Raw genomic sequence first — 14,616 nt, 5'->3', positions numbered from 1 at the left:
TGCCGCATTGTTGCTGGAGGAGCCGGGACCCGACGGGAAACATGGCACTCAACTCGCTTTCAAGGAGTTGGGATCATGCTTTCGGACCTCATGGCACGGCAGGCCAAGTGCACCGGCAAGCCATACGCGCTGGCCGACTTCGACGGCCTCTATCTCTACGTTTCCGCCATCGGCACCAAGGCCTGGCACTTCCGCTATTCGTGGTTTGGCAAGCGCGAGCGCATCACCCTCGGTAACTACCCGGCGCTTTCCCTGAAGGACGCCCGCGCGCTGCGCGATGAAGCCCGCTCGCTGCTCGCCAAGGGCGTCAATCCCCACAGCGAACGCAAGCGCAAGCGGCACGCGATCGTCCTGGCCGGCGAGCACACCTTCATGGCCGTCTACGAGCAATGGCTGGCCCATCGCCGTCTCTCGCTGGAGGAAGGACGGCAGACCAGCCTGGAGCAGATCGGGCGCGTCTTCAAGAAGGACGTGTTCCCGTCGCTGCGGCACCTGACCATCTACGAGATCACCCGCGCGCACCTGCTGGACATCATCGGCAAGGTGGAAAAGCGCGGCTCGCTGTCGGTGGCCGAGAAGCTGCGGACCTGGTTCACCCAGTTGTTCACCTACGCCACGGTGGCGATTCCCAACATGGGCGAGAACCCGTCCAGGGACCTGGAAGTGGTCGCACTGCCCTTGCCGCCGGTCGAACACAACCCGTTCCTGCGCATGCACGAGTTGCCGGTCATGCTGCAGACGCTGCGCAAGTACCGCGGTCGCCTGAACACGCAATTGGGCTTGCGGCTGCTGATGCTCACCGGTGTGCGCACTGGCGAGTTGCGCTTCGCCACGCCCGATCAGCTCGATCTCGACCGGGGCCTGTGGATCATCCCCGTAGCCAGGCTCAAACAGCGCAAGCTGCTCACCAGGAAGAAGCGCAAGCGCCTGATCGACATCCCACCCTACATCGTGCCGCTGTCGGTGCAGGCGCAGGAGATCGTTCGCCACCTGCTCGACAACTTCAAGCCGGCCCAGGTTTATCTCATCCCCGGCGACTGGTGTCTGAAGAACCCGATCAGCGAGAACACGCTCAACGCCGCGCTCAAGCGCATGGGCTACGAGGACCAACTCACGGGGCATGGCATCCGGGCAACGATCTCGACGGCGCTGAACGAACTCGGCTACCCGAAGAAGTGGGTGGACGCCCAGCTCTCGCATGCCGATCCAGACAGGATCAGCGCGACCTACAACCATGCCGAATACGTCGAGCAGCGCCGCGTCATGATGCAGGACTGGGCCGATCGCCTGGACCTGTTCGAGCAGAACCAGGTCGAGGTTGCCAGCCGGCATCTGACCATCACGCTTCAGGGCCTGCCGACCATCGCCGGCCAGGCGGCCGTGCAGCCTCCGGTGGTCGACCTCACTGCGCCGCAACTGATCGTGACCGCGCCAACGCCCGACCAACTTGAAGCGCCGGCATCGGTGCAGCGGCTGTCGGCCGTGCGCATGCCCGAGTACGCACGGCCGCGCCTGTCGGAGGCGCAGCGCGAACGCCTGCAAGTGCTGGAGACCTTCGAGGCACCACACAACCTCTCGGTGGCGGACTACGCCAAGCTCGCGGGCAAGTCGCGCCGCTGGATCACCTACGAGATCCAGGCCGGCAACCTGCTGTCGATCCACATGGGGCATCGCGGGCAGCGGGTGCCGGACTGGCAACTCGATCCGCTCAAGCGCAGGCTGGTCCAGTCCGTCCTGAAGCAACTGCCACGGGGCATCGACACCTGGGACATCTACCACGCACTCCTGCGCTCGTACGAGGCGCTCGGGACACGGCCGGCCATCGAAGCCGTCAACCCAACGAACCTGCACCTTGCCGCGCGGCTGGTGGCCGCACAGTGCACGCAGGCGAGCGAGCCAGTCGTGACGACCGAGTTCCCTGAGCCGGTCCGGCAAAGCGTGCAGCGGCTGGTGCGCGAAGCCGTCGCTGCCGATGCCGCCGAAGCGACGGCCGGAGATTGATCAAGCCAGGGTCGCGCCGAGGTTCGGTCAGGCGCTTGCCTGGCAGATCGAAGTAGGACTTTTCGGTGGAAGTGGTCATGGTGAATCTCCTGAAGAACAAAGAGGCGGAGACACACCCGACCCAAGGCGGGGAAGGTGTGAACCCCCCGCGTGGGTTGATGGAACAGCTTGGTGGCATCGCCATCGAGAACCGATGGCCGTTCGCGCATGGACGCCGGTGCGAACTGGAGTGATCAACGCGGTCGGAACCGCGTCGCAGCCTTGAAGATCGTGGCTGCCTGGGCATGTCGCTGACGGACGTCAGCGGAACATGGCCGGAAGCGTGGCGCCAGGGCAGCGCGCAGGCGAGCGGCAATCGGCACTCGCGGCTGTCCGCATTGCCGGGAAGAAAGAGGCCCCCGGAGCGGGGGCCAGGGATGGGCGGTCAGTTGCCGCTGGGGGTGGAAGGAACCGCCTGCAGCGACAGGTGTGTCGCGGTGGTGGACACGTCGAGGTCGTCCTCGCTGTGCAGGATGCGCGCAAACACGCTCTCCTGCGGATCGAAGAACTCGCCGAAGTCGTCGCCACCGAACGCGGCGCGCGCCAGCTCCCACCAGTCGTCGAAGGCATCGACATCCGGGTTGCGGCCGGCGGCATAGGCGATGGTCTTCTGGCGACCATCGGGTCGGCGCTCGCCGCGCTCGGCCAGGAAGTACACGCCCTGATCCTTGACCAGGATGATGCGGCATTGGTTGACCACGGCCTCGGCAAGTACGGGCCGCAGGTCGGTACCTTTGAATCACACAGACATGGGTGTGATCTCCAGAGAGGCAGGAAGAGAGGCTTCCCGCCGCGAGCGCGGGAAGCCGCTGGGAGCATGTGGTACAGCATGCCTTCCACGGTCATTCGTAGATCAGTAGATGGCCTTGTGCAGCAGAATTTACCGCAGCTTCGACCAGTGCTCGTCACTGAGCAGTAATCGGGGCATTGCAAGCTCGTATTGGTGTTGTGTGAGAGCTACAACGACACGATCTTTTTATTATATATCAATGGCTTAGATCGAAACGGCAACAGACCCTAGGCAAAAACGGCGGGCGCCATTGACATAGATCAATGTTATGTGCTGTGCCCCTTGAAATTTGCAAGAAAGCGCGCATTAATGCAAATGGTTGCAAGAATCGGCAATTGATGAACAAGGTCAAAGAGTTGCGTGGTGGAACCATGAAAACTGGTCCGGATGAAATCTTCACGCTCGACGAGCTGGCGGCGTACTTGAAGGTTGGCAAGCGCACGCTATACCGACTCGCCGCGCAAGAGGAGATCCCGGCGTTCAAAGTGGGTGGGACATGGCGGTTTCGGCGAAGCGACATCGATCGCTGGATTGAAGATCGATCGCCAACCGAGGCACGGAAAGGAGGTGATGCGCGAAGGTGAACAGCTTGACTCCGACACGTACGCCGTATGGCCTGTGTGCCTTGGCCTGGATCAGCAGGCAAACGGATTGAGAGATTCCCTGACTATTTCTGGAGGTGTGACATGAGTTTCGATCTGAAAAAGTTGGCTCCCTGGAACTGGTTCAAGAACGAACAGGAAGAGCAACAGGCGGCTGCCTCGCTGCCTGTGCAGCGCAATGACCAGCCTGTGGCAGGGGGTGCAGTCAGTCCGATCCTGCAATTGCATCGCGAAATCGACCGCCTCTTTGATGACGCATTCCGCGGGTTTGGTGTTCCGACTTTGGCCATGCCGCGTTGGCCGGCAGAGTGGCCAGGCGTGCTGAAGCCGGCCGTGGATATCCAGGAAACCGATAGGCAGTACCGGATTGCTGTGGAAGTTCCAGGTGTCGAGGAGAAGGACATCCAGATCACGCTCGACAACGACGTGCTGGTGGTGCGCGGTGAAAAGCGGCAGGAGCAGGAGAAGAAGGAGGGAGGCTTCCATCGGATCGAGCGGTCCTACGGCAGTTTTCAGCGTGCGCTGAACCTGCCCGGCGATGCCAATCAGGACTCCATCAAGGCCAATTTCAAGAATGGCGTGCTCACCATCACGATGGACAAGCGTGAGGCCAGTGCACCGAAGCAGGGGCGCTCCATTCCCATCAACAGCTGAAATCGACTGCCGCTTGCGTACTTGATCAATCAACTCGCAGACGAGGTGCCATGACACGCGGCACCTCGTCGCCCCAATCACTCCAGGAGTGCCAGCATGGCCAGAAAACAATGCCAAGTCTGCGGCCAACCCGCCACCGTGCGGGTAGAAGCCAATCTGAATGGTCGCCACAGCACCATGCTGCTGTGCGACGACCACTACCGCCAGCTGGTACGCCAGCAAAAGCGTACCGTTTCCCCGCTGGAAGCCTTGTTCGGCTCGCGCAGCGGGCTGTTCGAGGATTTCCTGGGCAGTGACTTCTTCCGCCTCGGTGACGACTCGGCGCCGGTGACAGCCGATACCGACGATGAAGTGGTCGATGCCTCGTTCGGCGAACCGGCGTCCGCAGGGGCCGGCGCACCGCGCCGTCGCGGTGGCGGGCTGGCCAGCCGCATCAGCGAACAATCAGAGACCCTGCTGCAGGAGGCCGCCAAGCACGCCGCCGAGTTTGGCCGTCCCGAGGTGGATACCGAACACCTGCTGCTGTCGCTGACCGACAGTGACGTGGTCAAGACCATCCTTGGTCAGTTCAAGATCAAGGTGGACGACCTCAAACGCCAGATCGAATCCGAGGCCAAGCGGGGCGACAAGCCCTTCGAGGGCGAAATCGGTGTGTCGCCGCGCGTCAAGGACGCACTCAGCCGCGCCTTCGTGGCCTCCAACGAACTCGGTCATTCCTATGTCGGCCCCGAGCATTTTCTGGTGGGACTGGCCGAAGAAGGCGAAGGTCTGGCGGCCAACCTGCTGCGCCGCTATGGCCTCACGCCGCAGGCGCTGCGCCAGCAGGTCAACAAGGTGGTCGGCAAGGGCGCCGAGGACGGCCGCGCCGAGACGCCCACCAACACCCCCGAGCTCGACAAGTACTCCCGCGACCTGACGAAGATGGCGCGTGACGGCAAGCTGGACCCGGTCATCGGTCGAGCCCAGGAGATCGAGACCACGATCGAGGTGCTGGCACGGCGCAAGAAGAATAACCCAGTGCTGATCGGCGAGCCCGGCGTGGGCAAGACCGCCATCGTCGAGGGTCTGGCGCAGCGCATGGTGGCCGGCGAGGTGCCCGAGACGCTGCGCGACAAGCGCCTGGTTGAGCTGAACATCAATGCAATGGTCGCAGGTGCCAAGTACCGGGGCGAGTTCGAGGAGCGCGTGCAGAAGGTGCTCAAGGAAATCTCGGAGCACCAGGGCGAGCTGATCCTGTTCATCGACGAGGTGCACACCATCGTCGGTGCGGGCCAGGGCGGCGGCGAAGGCGGCCTGGACGTGGCCAACGTGTTCAAGCCCATGATGGCGCGTGGCGAGCTGAACCTGATCGGCGCCACCACGCTCAACGAATATCAGAAGTACATCGAGAAGGACGCCGCGCTGGAGCGACGCTTCCAGCCGGTGACGGTGCCGGAGCCCACCGTGGCGCAGGCCATCATGATCCTGCGCGGCCTGCGCGACACCTTCGAGGCGCACCACAAGGTCAGCATCTCAGAGGAAGCGATCATCGCCGCCGCGGAGCTCTCCGACCGTTACATCACCGCGCGCTTCTTGCCGGACAAGGCCATCGACCTGCTTGATCAGGCCGCCGCCCGGGTGAAGCTGTCTGCGACGGCACGTCCGATCGCCGTGCAGGAGCTGGAGGCGGAACTGCACCAGCTGCGCCGTGAGCAGGACTACGTGGCAGCCCGCAAGCAATACGACAAGGCGGCAGAGATCGGCAAGCGGATCGAAGCCAAGGAGGCCGAGCTCAAGAAGCGCGTCGAGGAATGGGAGCGCGAGCGCGCCTCGGGCAGCGCCGAGGTCAAGGCCGAGCACGTGGCCCAGATCGTCTCGCGCCTGACCGGCATTCCGGTGAACGAGCTGACGGTGGAGGAGCGCGAGAAGCTGCTGCACCTGGAGCAGCGTCTGCACGAGCGCCTGGTCGGGCAGGACGAAGCGGTGCGCGCCGTCGCCGATGCGGTGCGGCTGTCGCGCGCCGGCCTGCGCGAGGGCAGCAAGCCGGTAGCCACGTTCCTGTTCCTCGGGCCCACCGGCGTCGGCAAGACTGAGCTGGCCAAGACCCTGGCCGAAGCCATCTACGGCGACGAGGGCGCACTGTTGCGCATCGACATGTCGGAGTATGGCGAACGCCACACCGTGGCGAGACTGGTGGGCGCGCCCCCGGGCTACGTCGGCTACGACGAGGGCGGTCAGCTGACCGAGAAAGTGCGTCGCAAGCCCTACAGCGTGCTGCTGCTCGACGAGATCGAGAAGGCCCACCCCGACGTCTACAACATCCTGCTGCAGGTATTCGACGACGGCCGCCTGACCGACGGCAAGGGGCGCGTGGTGGACTTCACCAACACCATCATCATCGCCACGTCCAACCTGGGCTCGGACATCATCCAGCGGCGCCTGAAGGCGCGCGGTGCGGCTGGCGAGGAGTACGAGAAGACAAAAAACGAGGTCATGGACGTGCTGCGCGGGCACTTCCGGCCCGAGTTCCTCAACCGGATCGAAGAAATCATCGTCTTCCATGCCCTGGGCAAGGAGGAGATCCGTCACATCGTCGGGCTGCAACTCGATCGCGTGGCGCGTAACGCGGCCAGCCAGGGCGTGACACTGACCTTCGACGAGACCTTGATCGACCACTTTGCCGAGGAAGGCTACAAGCCTGAATTCGGCGCGCGTGCGCTCAAGCGCTTGATCCGCAGCGAGCTGGAAACGGCGCTGGCGCGCGAGATGCTGGGCGGCGGCATCGGCAAGGGCGATCACGTCGTCGCCCGCTGGGACGACAAGGCGGATCGGGTCGGCTTCGAGCGCACGGAGCCGCCCAAGAGCGAGGTCGAGGCCGACAAGCCGGCCGAAGCCAAGTCAACCGATGCGCCGAAGAGCGACGACGGCAAGGGTTCCCGGAAGAAGAAACCGGCGAGCGATCCATCCTGATGCATCGGGGGCTGTCATGTCTGCTTCCCATGGCCTGGCATCGGCAGCCACCCTGGTCTCACTCGCGGCGGCGCTCGCCGCTGCGGGGCACGCGGTCGTCTACAAGCGTGACCCGCGATCGGCCGCGCTTTGGGTGCTGCTGATCGCCCTGCTACCGCTTGGCGGTTCGCTGCTGTACCTGTTGTTCGGTATCAACCGCTATCAGTGGCGGGCGCGGAGGCTGTACCCGGGCGCTGGTCGCGCATCGCCGACCACAGACTGTATGGAGGTCCCCGCCACGCTGCCGTCGGCGTTCTCCGGCCTAGCGCATCTGGTGGGGCGCGCCACCGGTCAGCCGCTGACCGGTGGCAATCGCATCGAGCCACTGGTCGATGGCGAGCAGGCCTACCCGGCCATGCTCGCCGCGATCGACTCGGCCCGTCACAGCGTTGCCCTGACATCCTACATCTTCGATGGCCAGGGCATCGGTACGCAGTTTGTCGAAGCCCTGCAGCGTGCCCATGCGCGCGGCGTGCAGGTGCGGGTGCTGATCGACGATGTCTCCGCACGATGGGTACGCCAGAGCGCCTATCGACGGCTGAAGCGCAGCGGATTAATGGTGGCGCCGTTCAATCCGACGCTGATCCCCGCACGGCTGCATGCCGCGCACCTGCGCAATCACCGCAAGCTGCTGGTGGTCGACGGCGAAACAGGCTTTACCGGCGGCATGAACATCTTCAGCCCCTACTGGCGGCCGGATGCGCCCGAGCAGGCCTGCCATGACTTGCATTTCCGCCTGCAGGGCCCGGTCGTCGCCGATCTCAAGCGTTGCTTCACCGAGGATTGGTGTGACACCTCGGACGAGCGGCTCGACGAGCGCTTCTGGGGTGGGCGGCCTGCGCCGGCTGCCGAGCTGGGTACAAGCTGGGCCAGAGGCATTGAGGCCGGCCCTGACGAAACCCTGGACCGGATGCGTTGGACATTCATGGGGGCCTTGAGTGCGGCACGGCAGTCGGTTCGCATCTGGACGCCCTACTTCGTGCCCGATCAACCGATGATCGCCGCGCTGAGCACGGCCGCCTTGCGCGGCGTACGGATCGAGGTGCTCACGCCTGCCAACGGCGATCACCCGTCCGTGCAATGGGCGGCCCGCGCCCATTACTGGCAGGTGATGGAGCATGGCGTACGGATCTTCGAGCGGCCCGGCCCCTTCGACCACACCAAGCTGATGCTGGTCGATGGCGCCTGGTGCTGCCTGGGGTCGGCCAACTGGGACGCACGCAGCCTGCGGCTCAACTTCGAGTTCAACGTCGAGGTCTACGACGCTGCTCTGTGTGACCGTCTCGAAGCACTTTTCGATACCACACGCGACGCGTCGGCCCTTGTCACACCCACGGCCGTGCGCATGCGTCCGCTTGCCGTAAAGGTGCGCGACGGTGTCGCCCGCCTGTTCACACCGGTTCTATAGAGAAACGACTTTCGGAGAACAACGCTGATGGAAAAGAAAGATCAATGGAACGTCGGCTACTGGATCGTTGCCGGCCTGATGCTGCTGATGCTCCAGAACTACTGGCAAGCGGCGCAGACCGTCGAGCCGGTGCCGTACAGCGAATTCGAGAAGGCGCTGGCCGAGGGCCGTGTTGCCGAAGTCCTGGTATCGGACCGTACCGTCACCGGGCGCCTTAAATCACCGGACGCCCGTGGCAAGACCACCATCGTTGCGACCCGCGTCGAACCTGATCTGGCGGAGCGCCTGTCCAAATACGAGGTTCCTTATGCACGGGTGGTGGAAAGCACCTGGCTGCGCGATCTGCTGTCATGGATTCTGCCGGCAGTGGCATTCTTTGGCGTCTGGTTTTTCCTCTTCCGCCGCTTTGCCGAGAAGCAGGGCATGGGCGGTTTCCTGAGCATTGGCAAGAGCCGCGCCAAAGTGTTCATGGAGAAAAACACGGGCGTGACCTTCGCGGATGTGGCGGGCGTGGACGAGGCCAAGGCTGAACTCGTCGAGATCGTCGATTTCCTGAAGAACCCGCAGGACTATGGCCGCCTCGGTGCGCACATCCCCAAAGGCGTGCTGTTGGTGGGCCCGCCGGGCACGGGCAAGACCTTGCTGGCCAAGGCGGTGGCCGGCGAAGCCGGGGTGCCGTTCTTTTCCATCTCCGGCTCGGAGTTCGTCGAGATGTTCGTCGGCGTGGGGGCCGCGCGCGTGCGCGACTTGTTCGAGCAGGCCCGCACCCAGGCGCCCGCCATTATCTTCATCGACGAACTCGACGCTCTCGGCCGCGCGCGCGGTGCGGGTGGGCCGATCGGCGGCCACGACGAGCGCGAGCAGACGCTCAACCAGTTGCTCACCGAGATGGATGGCTTCGACAGTTCGGTGGGACTCATCATCTTGGCTGCCACCAATCGCCCGGAAATTCTCGACCAGGCGCTGCTGCGCGCCGGCCGTTTCGATCGCCAGGTGCTGGTGGACCGGCCCGACAAGAAAGGGCGTCTCGACATCCTGAAGGTCCATGTCAAGAAGGTCACCCTCGCGCGCGATGTGGACCTGGAGCAGGTCGCGGCGCTGACCACCGGCTTTTCCGGCGCCGACCTGGCCAATCTGGTGAATGAGGCGGCGCTGGCCGCGACACGGCGCCGCGCGCAGGCGGTGGAATTGCAGGACTTCACCGCCGCCATCGAACGCATTGTGGCCGGGCTCGAAAAGAAGAGCCGCGTGCTCAGCACGAAGGAGCGGGAAACCGTGGCCTACCACGAAATGGGCCATGCGCTGGTGGCACTGGCCCTGCCGGGGACCGATCCCGTGCACAAGGTGTCGATCGTTCCGCGTGGCATCGGCGCGCTCGGCTACACGCTGCAACGCCCAACCGAAGACCGTTTCCTGATGACACGGGCCGACCTGGAGCACAAGATCGCCGTGCTGCTGGGCGGGCGCGCCGCCGAGAAACTGGTGTTCGGCGAACTGTCCACGGGCGCGGCAGACGATCTCGCGCGGGCCACCGACATCGCCCGCGACATGATTACGCGCTTCGGCATGGATGAGGGCTTGGGGTACGTCGCTTTTGAGGCACAGAGGCCGCGTTTTCTTGATGCGCCTGAACTGGTACAGGGTGGCTGCCGGGTAGCCGAATCGACTCAGGCACGCATCGACCAAGCCATCCGTGACATCGTGATGGGTGTGTTTGATCGTGCATACCGAATTCTCGAAATTAACCGAGAAGTGCTGGAGCGGTGCGCGCGCGAACTGCTCGCACGGGAAACGCTGGATGAACACAGCATCCGACAACTGACGCAAGGGCTACTGCTCGAATCCCCATGTCACAGCGGCCCAACTGCCGGAGCCATTACTTCCTCTGTGTCCCAAAGAGCCACCTCATGAGTGACAGCCTTCATATCGTCTGCCCACACTGCCAATCCATCAATCGCGTTCCAGCCAACAAACTGGCTGAGCAGCCCAATTGCGGGCGGTGCCAGTACCCGCTGTTCGCCGGAGAACCCATCGAGCTGACCACAGCGACGGTAGAGGACATCACCGATCTCAAGAGGGTCGAGCAGGCGCTGAACTCTATGCGCCTACAGCGAAAAGAGTTGGCCAGCCACGTTCCCGGTATGCTTTACCAATACCGTCTTCGTCCGGACGGCAGCTCGCACTTCCCTTATGCCAGCGCGAAGATACGGGAAATATACGGGGTTGCACCGGAGGATGTTGTCGAAGATGCCACTCCTGTGTTCGCGGCGCTCCATCCTGAAGACCGCAACCGTGTGCATGAAACCATACAGGCGTCGGGGAGGTCACTCGCGCTTTGGCATGACGAGTACCGGGTGCAGTTTCCAGACGGTCGGGTGATCTGGGTCGAAGGCGAGGCGTCGCCTGAAGCCATGCCTGATGGGAGCATCCTCTGGCACGGCTATATCCATGATGTCACCTCACGCAGAAGATCCGCGGAAGAGCTTCGCCTTGCGGCTAAAGTTTTTGCGCACGCAGGAGAGGGCATCCTCGTTACCGACGCTCAGGCCCACATTGTCAACGTCAACCGGGCGTTTACCGTGATCACTGGTTATGCGCGGGAGGAAGTATTGGGCCAGACACCCCGTCTGCTCCAGTCCGATCGCTATGACGATGAGTTCTATCAGACCGTTTGGCAGGCTCTGCGTGAGCACGACTACTGGCACGGAGAGCTCTGGTGCCGACGCAAGAACGGCAGCCAGTTTGCCGCGCTGCTGACGATCAGTGCAGTCCCGGATATGCAGGGCCATATCGAGCATTACGCAGCCATGTTCTCCGACATCACGGCGCTGAAGGAGAACCAGCAACAGCTTGAACGCGTTGCTCATTACGACCTGCTCACCGGCTTGCCCAACCGACTATTGCTTGGAGACCGCCTTAAGCAGGCCATTCGTCAGACACGTCGGCGTGGCATGCACCTGGCGGTTGTCTTCATCGATCTGGATGGATTCAAGAAGGTCAACGACCAGCACGGCCACGCAGTCGGCGACAAATTGCTGTCCGTCCTGTCCAGGCGTATGACGCAAGTGTTGCGCGAAGGCGATACCTTGGCCCGTCTTGGTGGTGATGAGTTTGTCGCTGTTCTGGTCGACCTGCCGGATATTTCCATCAGCGTACCGATTCTTGATCGCCTGATCGAGGTAGCTGCGCAGCCCGTACCGATTGGTGACGCACTGTGCGAGGTGAGCGCGAGTATCGGTGTGAGCTACTACCCGCAAGTCGAAGACATCGACGCCGACCAACTACTGCGGCAGGCAGATCAGGCCATGCATTTCGCCAAGCAAGCTGGCAAGAATCGGTATCACGTTTTCGATACGGAGAAGGATCGTACGCTGCGCACCCGTCACGAAGGATTGGACAGCATAAAGAATGCACTTGCCAATGGGCAGTTTCTGCTTTACTTCCAACCTAAGGTCAACATGCGCACCGGTGAGGTGCTGGGCGCCGAAGCCTTGATCCGCTGGCAACATCCGGCGCGTGGCTTGTTATCTCCTGCCTCCTTCATACCCCTCATTGAGAATCATCCGCTCGGGATTGACGTGGGGAAATGGACCATCGAGGCTGCGCTGACCCAGATCGAAATTTGGCGCAAGGCCGGCCTACATGTCCCGATCAGCGTGAATATCGGTGCCGAGCACTTGCTGCAACCGGACTTCATCATGCATCTACGGGGTATGTTGTCACGACATCCCGGCGCCCAGCCGCAAGACCTTGAACTGGAAATCCTCGAAACCAGCGCCGTGGAGGACTTCGTTCAAGTGTCTCAGTTGATGGCGCTGTGCGAGAGGATGGGATTGCGTTTTGCCATCGACGATTTCGGCAGCGGCTATTCATCGCTGACCTATCTGAAGCGCCTGCCCGCGTACCTGCTCAAGATCGACCAAGGTTTTATACGCGACATGCTCGAGGATCCGGACGATATCGCCATCCTGGATGCGCTACTGGCACTGGCAAGGTCGTTTGGCAGGAACTGCATCGCGGAGGGAGTCGAATCCATTAAGCATGGTGAAATTCTGCTGCGTCTGGGATGCGAGTGGGGCCAGGGTTATGCCATCGGGCATCCGATGCCGGTGCATGAATTCGAGCAATGGCTACACACCTGGCAGGTACCCGTATCCTGGATGGGTTTCAAACCTGACAGTCGCGCCGCGCTGCCCGTGCCGTTCACATACGCCGACCACCGGGTCTGGATTTCCCAGATGATCGACTATCTGTCAGGCAAGACCCAAGTGCCTCCTCAATCCGAAACACTCCAATACTGGCGGGATCAAAGTGGTCGCCCTACGTTCTTCGGCAAGGATCCCAATGATCAGGTCGATGTCCTGCATCAGAGCATCCAGCAGTTGGCTCACACCCTGAGTGAAATGAAAAATGCCGGCCGTGTCGAGGCATTGAGGGCTGGCATCGACAGGTTGCAACATTTGCAGGCGGATCTGCTGGGATTGCTGCCGCCGGACCAGAAGCCGGATTGATGCCATGCATGGGACGAAGGGTTGACGTGCAAGAGGCTGATCCACCCATCGGCGGCGCCACAGGCGCGCAGGACATTATGCGCTGGATGGCTTCGCAATTGCCCCGGTGATGCAGGTGTAATCGAGTCGTCTTATCGGACTCCCCGTTCCATTAACGTTTCATTGAAAGAGAGAGCAACGCTTATGCATAAAGAATCTGGCCACACGGCCCTTGACGAGATGCGCTCCCAGTGGCGGTTGATGACGGTTTACGAGCGCTTCGAGCAGGTCGTCGCCCTCGTTCTGTCGGCGGTGATTGCCGTCATCATCGTGGTGTCGCTTCTCCAGCTCATCTCTATAGTCTTCACACTGCTGATCCTCGATGCCTTCAATCCCATGGACCACAAGGTATTCCAGAGCGTGTTTGGCATGATCATGACGCTCTTGATCGCGATGGAGTTCAAGCATTCCATCGTGCGCGTGGCGCTGCGTCGGGACAGCATCATCCAGGTCAAGACCGTGATCGTCATCGGCCTGATCGCGCTGGCACGCAAGTTCGTGGTCCTCGACCCCGACACGAGTCCCGCCAAAATCGCCGCGCTGGCAGGCGCCACGCTGGCGCTTAGTATCACTTACTGGCTGCTGCGCGATCGCGACAACCGCGCAGCCGAGACATCTGGGCATGAACCGTCATCATCCCAGTGACCTGCGTGCTGCGTTGTTGCAACATCGCCGGCTCAACCGCCTGCAGACGGGGTTGCTGGTCCTGACCCTGGTCGGGATTGCGACCGCTGCGGGGAGCCTGTTGTTCGGCGAAGGCGGCTTTTGGCTCGCGCTGTTTGCCGTTGCTGGCGCGCTGCTGCTGGAGCCGACAGCCGCGTCGGCGCTGACCTTGCGCCTGTACCGCGCGCGGGCCCTGCACCCGCACGAAGCGCCCAAGATTTGGGCCATGTTGCGCGAACTGTCCGCCCGTGCCGGTTTGTCCGCCACGCCGGTGCCGCACTACGTGCCCAGTGCCGTCGTCAACGCCTTCGCTATCGGCTCGAAGCAGCATGCATCGATCGCCCTCACCGATGGCCTGCTGCGCAACCTGAGTCCGCGCGAACTGGCGGGTGTGCTCGCGCACATCGCTAATGAGGATCTGCGTGTCATGGGGATGGCGGATTCCGTCAGTCGCCTCACGAGCCTGCTGGCGATGGTCGGACAGATCGCTATTGTGTTCAGCTTGCCCGCACTGCTGGCCGGCGCGGTGGCGGTCAACTGGCCTGGACTGCTTCTGCTGGCCGCCTCGCCCCAGCTGGCCCTGCTCGCACAGCTCGGTTTGTCTCGCGTGCGTGAGTTCGACGCCGACCGCCTCGCGGCGGAACTGACCGGCGACCCGCAAGGGCTGGCGTCCGCACTGGCGAAGATCGAGCGGGTCAGCCGCTCCTGGGGTGCCTGGCTGTGGCCGGGATGGGGCAATCCCGAGCCTTCCTGGTTGCGCACGCATCCGGCAACGCAAGATCGCATCTCACGCCTGCTGACGTTGGCGCCTGGACCAGCAACAGCCTTGCCGTTTCACGCGCCCCATTTCTTGCCGGAATCCGCTGTGACGCCGCGCCCGCCGCGCTGGCGCCCGAGCGGGCTATGGCGCTGATTGCCTAT

At 62.8% G+C, this 14,616-nt stretch carries 11 protein-coding genes; 10 read left to right on the top strand and 1 reads right to left on the bottom strand.

What is annotated here, in order from left to right; genetic code table 11:
* Positions 1–75 precede the first annotated feature (75 nt).
* Together AC6EI8_RS04825 and AC6EI8_RS04820 are read left to right on the top strand one after the other, a co-directional pair.
* A complete protein-coding gene (locus AC6EI8_RS04825) occupies positions 76–2,001 on the top strand; it encodes a tyrosine-type recombinase/integrase (protein ID WP_226108371.1) in 1,926 nt (641 codons plus the stop codon).
* A 65-nt stretch (positions 2,002–2,066) separates the two neighbouring features.
* Complete coding sequence (locus AC6EI8_RS04820; protein WP_498381414.1) at positions 2,067–2,234, top strand: hypothetical protein; 168 nt, start codon at positions 2,067–2,069, stop codon at positions 2,232–2,234.
* Positions 2,235–2,425: 191 nt separating this feature from the next.
* Here AC6EI8_RS04820 and AC6EI8_RS04815 read toward each other — a convergent pair whose 3' ends face one another.
* Entirely contained in the window at positions 2,426–2,740 is a 315-nt protein-coding gene (locus tag AC6EI8_RS04815) for a DUF3085 domain-containing protein (protein WP_498381413.1), read from the bottom strand.
* Positions 2,741–3,168: 428 nt separating this feature from the next.
* Between AC6EI8_RS04815 and mads1 the strand changes: the two genes are divergently transcribed.
* The 8 genes from mads1 to AC6EI8_RS04775 all read left to right on the top strand — a co-directional run bounded on the left by mads1 (position 3,169) and on the right by AC6EI8_RS04775 (position 14,608).
* Positions 3,169–3,414: a methylation-associated defense system helix-turn-helix domain-containing protein MAD1 gene (mads1, locus tag AC6EI8_RS04810; protein ID WP_498381412.1), complete on the top strand. Its 246-nt coding sequence runs from the start codon at positions 3,169–3,171 to the stop codon at positions 3,412–3,414.
* Positions 3,415–3,516: 102 nt separating this feature from the next.
* Entirely contained in the window at positions 3,517–4,086 is a 570-nt protein-coding gene (locus tag AC6EI8_RS04805) for an Hsp20/alpha crystallin family protein (RefSeq protein WP_498381411.1), read from the top strand.
* A 96-nt stretch (positions 4,087–4,182) separates the two neighbouring features.
* Entirely contained in the window at positions 4,183–7,035 is a 2,853-nt protein-coding gene (gene clpK / locus AC6EI8_RS04800; RefSeq protein WP_498381410.1) for a heat shock survival AAA family ATPase ClpK, read from the top strand.
* A 16-nt stretch (positions 7,036–7,051) separates the two neighbouring features.
* Complete coding sequence (locus AC6EI8_RS04795; protein WP_498381409.1) at positions 7,052–8,482, top strand: phospholipase D-like domain-containing protein; 1,431 nt, start codon at positions 7,052–7,054, stop codon at positions 8,480–8,482.
* Between the two features lie 27 nt (positions 8,483–8,509).
* Positions 8,510–10,393 carry an ATP-dependent zinc metalloprotease FtsH gene (ftsH, locus tag AC6EI8_RS04790; RefSeq protein WP_226108383.1) on the top strand — a complete coding sequence of 628 codons (1,884 nt, stop codon included), beginning with the start codon at positions 8,510–8,512 and terminating at the stop codon, positions 10,391–10,393.
* Positions 10,390–12,993: a putative bifunctional diguanylate cyclase/phosphodiesterase gene (locus tag AC6EI8_RS04785; RefSeq protein ID WP_498381408.1), complete on the top strand. Its 2,604-nt coding sequence runs from the start codon at positions 10,390–10,392 to the stop codon at positions 12,991–12,993. Before ftsH ends, AC6EI8_RS04785 begins: the two co-directional genes overlap by 4 nt.
* A 183-nt stretch (positions 12,994–13,176) precedes the next feature.
* The gene (locus AC6EI8_RS04780; RefSeq protein WP_226108384.1) at positions 13,177–13,677 is read left to right on the top strand and encodes a phosphate-starvation-inducible PsiE family protein; all 501 of its coding nucleotides are present in this window, start codon (positions 13,177–13,179) and stop codon (positions 13,675–13,677) included.
* Entirely contained in the window at positions 13,655–14,608 is a 954-nt protein-coding gene (locus tag AC6EI8_RS04775; RefSeq protein WP_498381407.1) for a zinc metalloprotease HtpX, read from the top strand. The genes AC6EI8_RS04780 and AC6EI8_RS04775 overlap by 23 nt, the downstream gene beginning before the upstream one ends.
* Positions 14,609–14,616 lie beyond the last annotated feature (8 nt).

The sequence above is a fragment of the Cupriavidus sp. R6-3 genome, assembly GCF_059772245.1.
The sequence above is the reverse complement of the archived record's forward strand: the minus strand, read 5'-3'. Positions and strand labels throughout refer to the sequence as shown.

What these genes read in the sequence shown, in the direction of transcription:
- AC6EI8_RS04825 (WP_226108371.1), top strand. Translation starts at nt 76, where the DNA reads ATGCTTTCGGACCTCATGGCACGGCAGGCCAAGTGCACCGGCAAGCCA.
- mads1 (WP_498381412.1), top strand. Translation starts at nt 3,169, where the DNA reads ATGAACAAGGTCAAAGAGTTGCGTGGTGGAACCATGAAAACTGGTCCG.
- AC6EI8_RS04805 (WP_498381411.1), top strand. Translation starts at nt 3,517, where the DNA reads ATGAGTTTCGATCTGAAAAAGTTGGCTCCCTGGAACTGGTTCAAGAAC.
- clpK (WP_498381410.1), top strand. Translation starts at nt 4,183, where the DNA reads ATGGCCAGAAAACAATGCCAAGTCTGCGGCCAACCCGCCACCGTGCGG.
- AC6EI8_RS04795 (WP_498381409.1), top strand. Translation starts at nt 7,052, where the DNA reads ATGTCTGCTTCCCATGGCCTGGCATCGGCAGCCACCCTGGTCTCACTC.
- ftsH (WP_226108383.1), top strand. Translation starts at nt 8,510, where the DNA reads ATGGAAAAGAAAGATCAATGGAACGTCGGCTACTGGATCGTTGCCGGC.
- AC6EI8_RS04785 (WP_498381408.1), top strand. Translation starts at nt 10,390, where the DNA reads ATGAGTGACAGCCTTCATATCGTCTGCCCACACTGCCAATCCATCAAT.
- AC6EI8_RS04780 (WP_226108384.1), top strand. Translation starts at nt 13,177, where the DNA reads ATGCATAAAGAATCTGGCCACACGGCCCTTGACGAGATGCGCTCCCAG.
- AC6EI8_RS04775 (WP_498381407.1), top strand. Translation starts at nt 13,655, where the DNA reads ATGAACCGTCATCATCCCAGTGACCTGCGTGCTGCGTTGTTGCAACAT.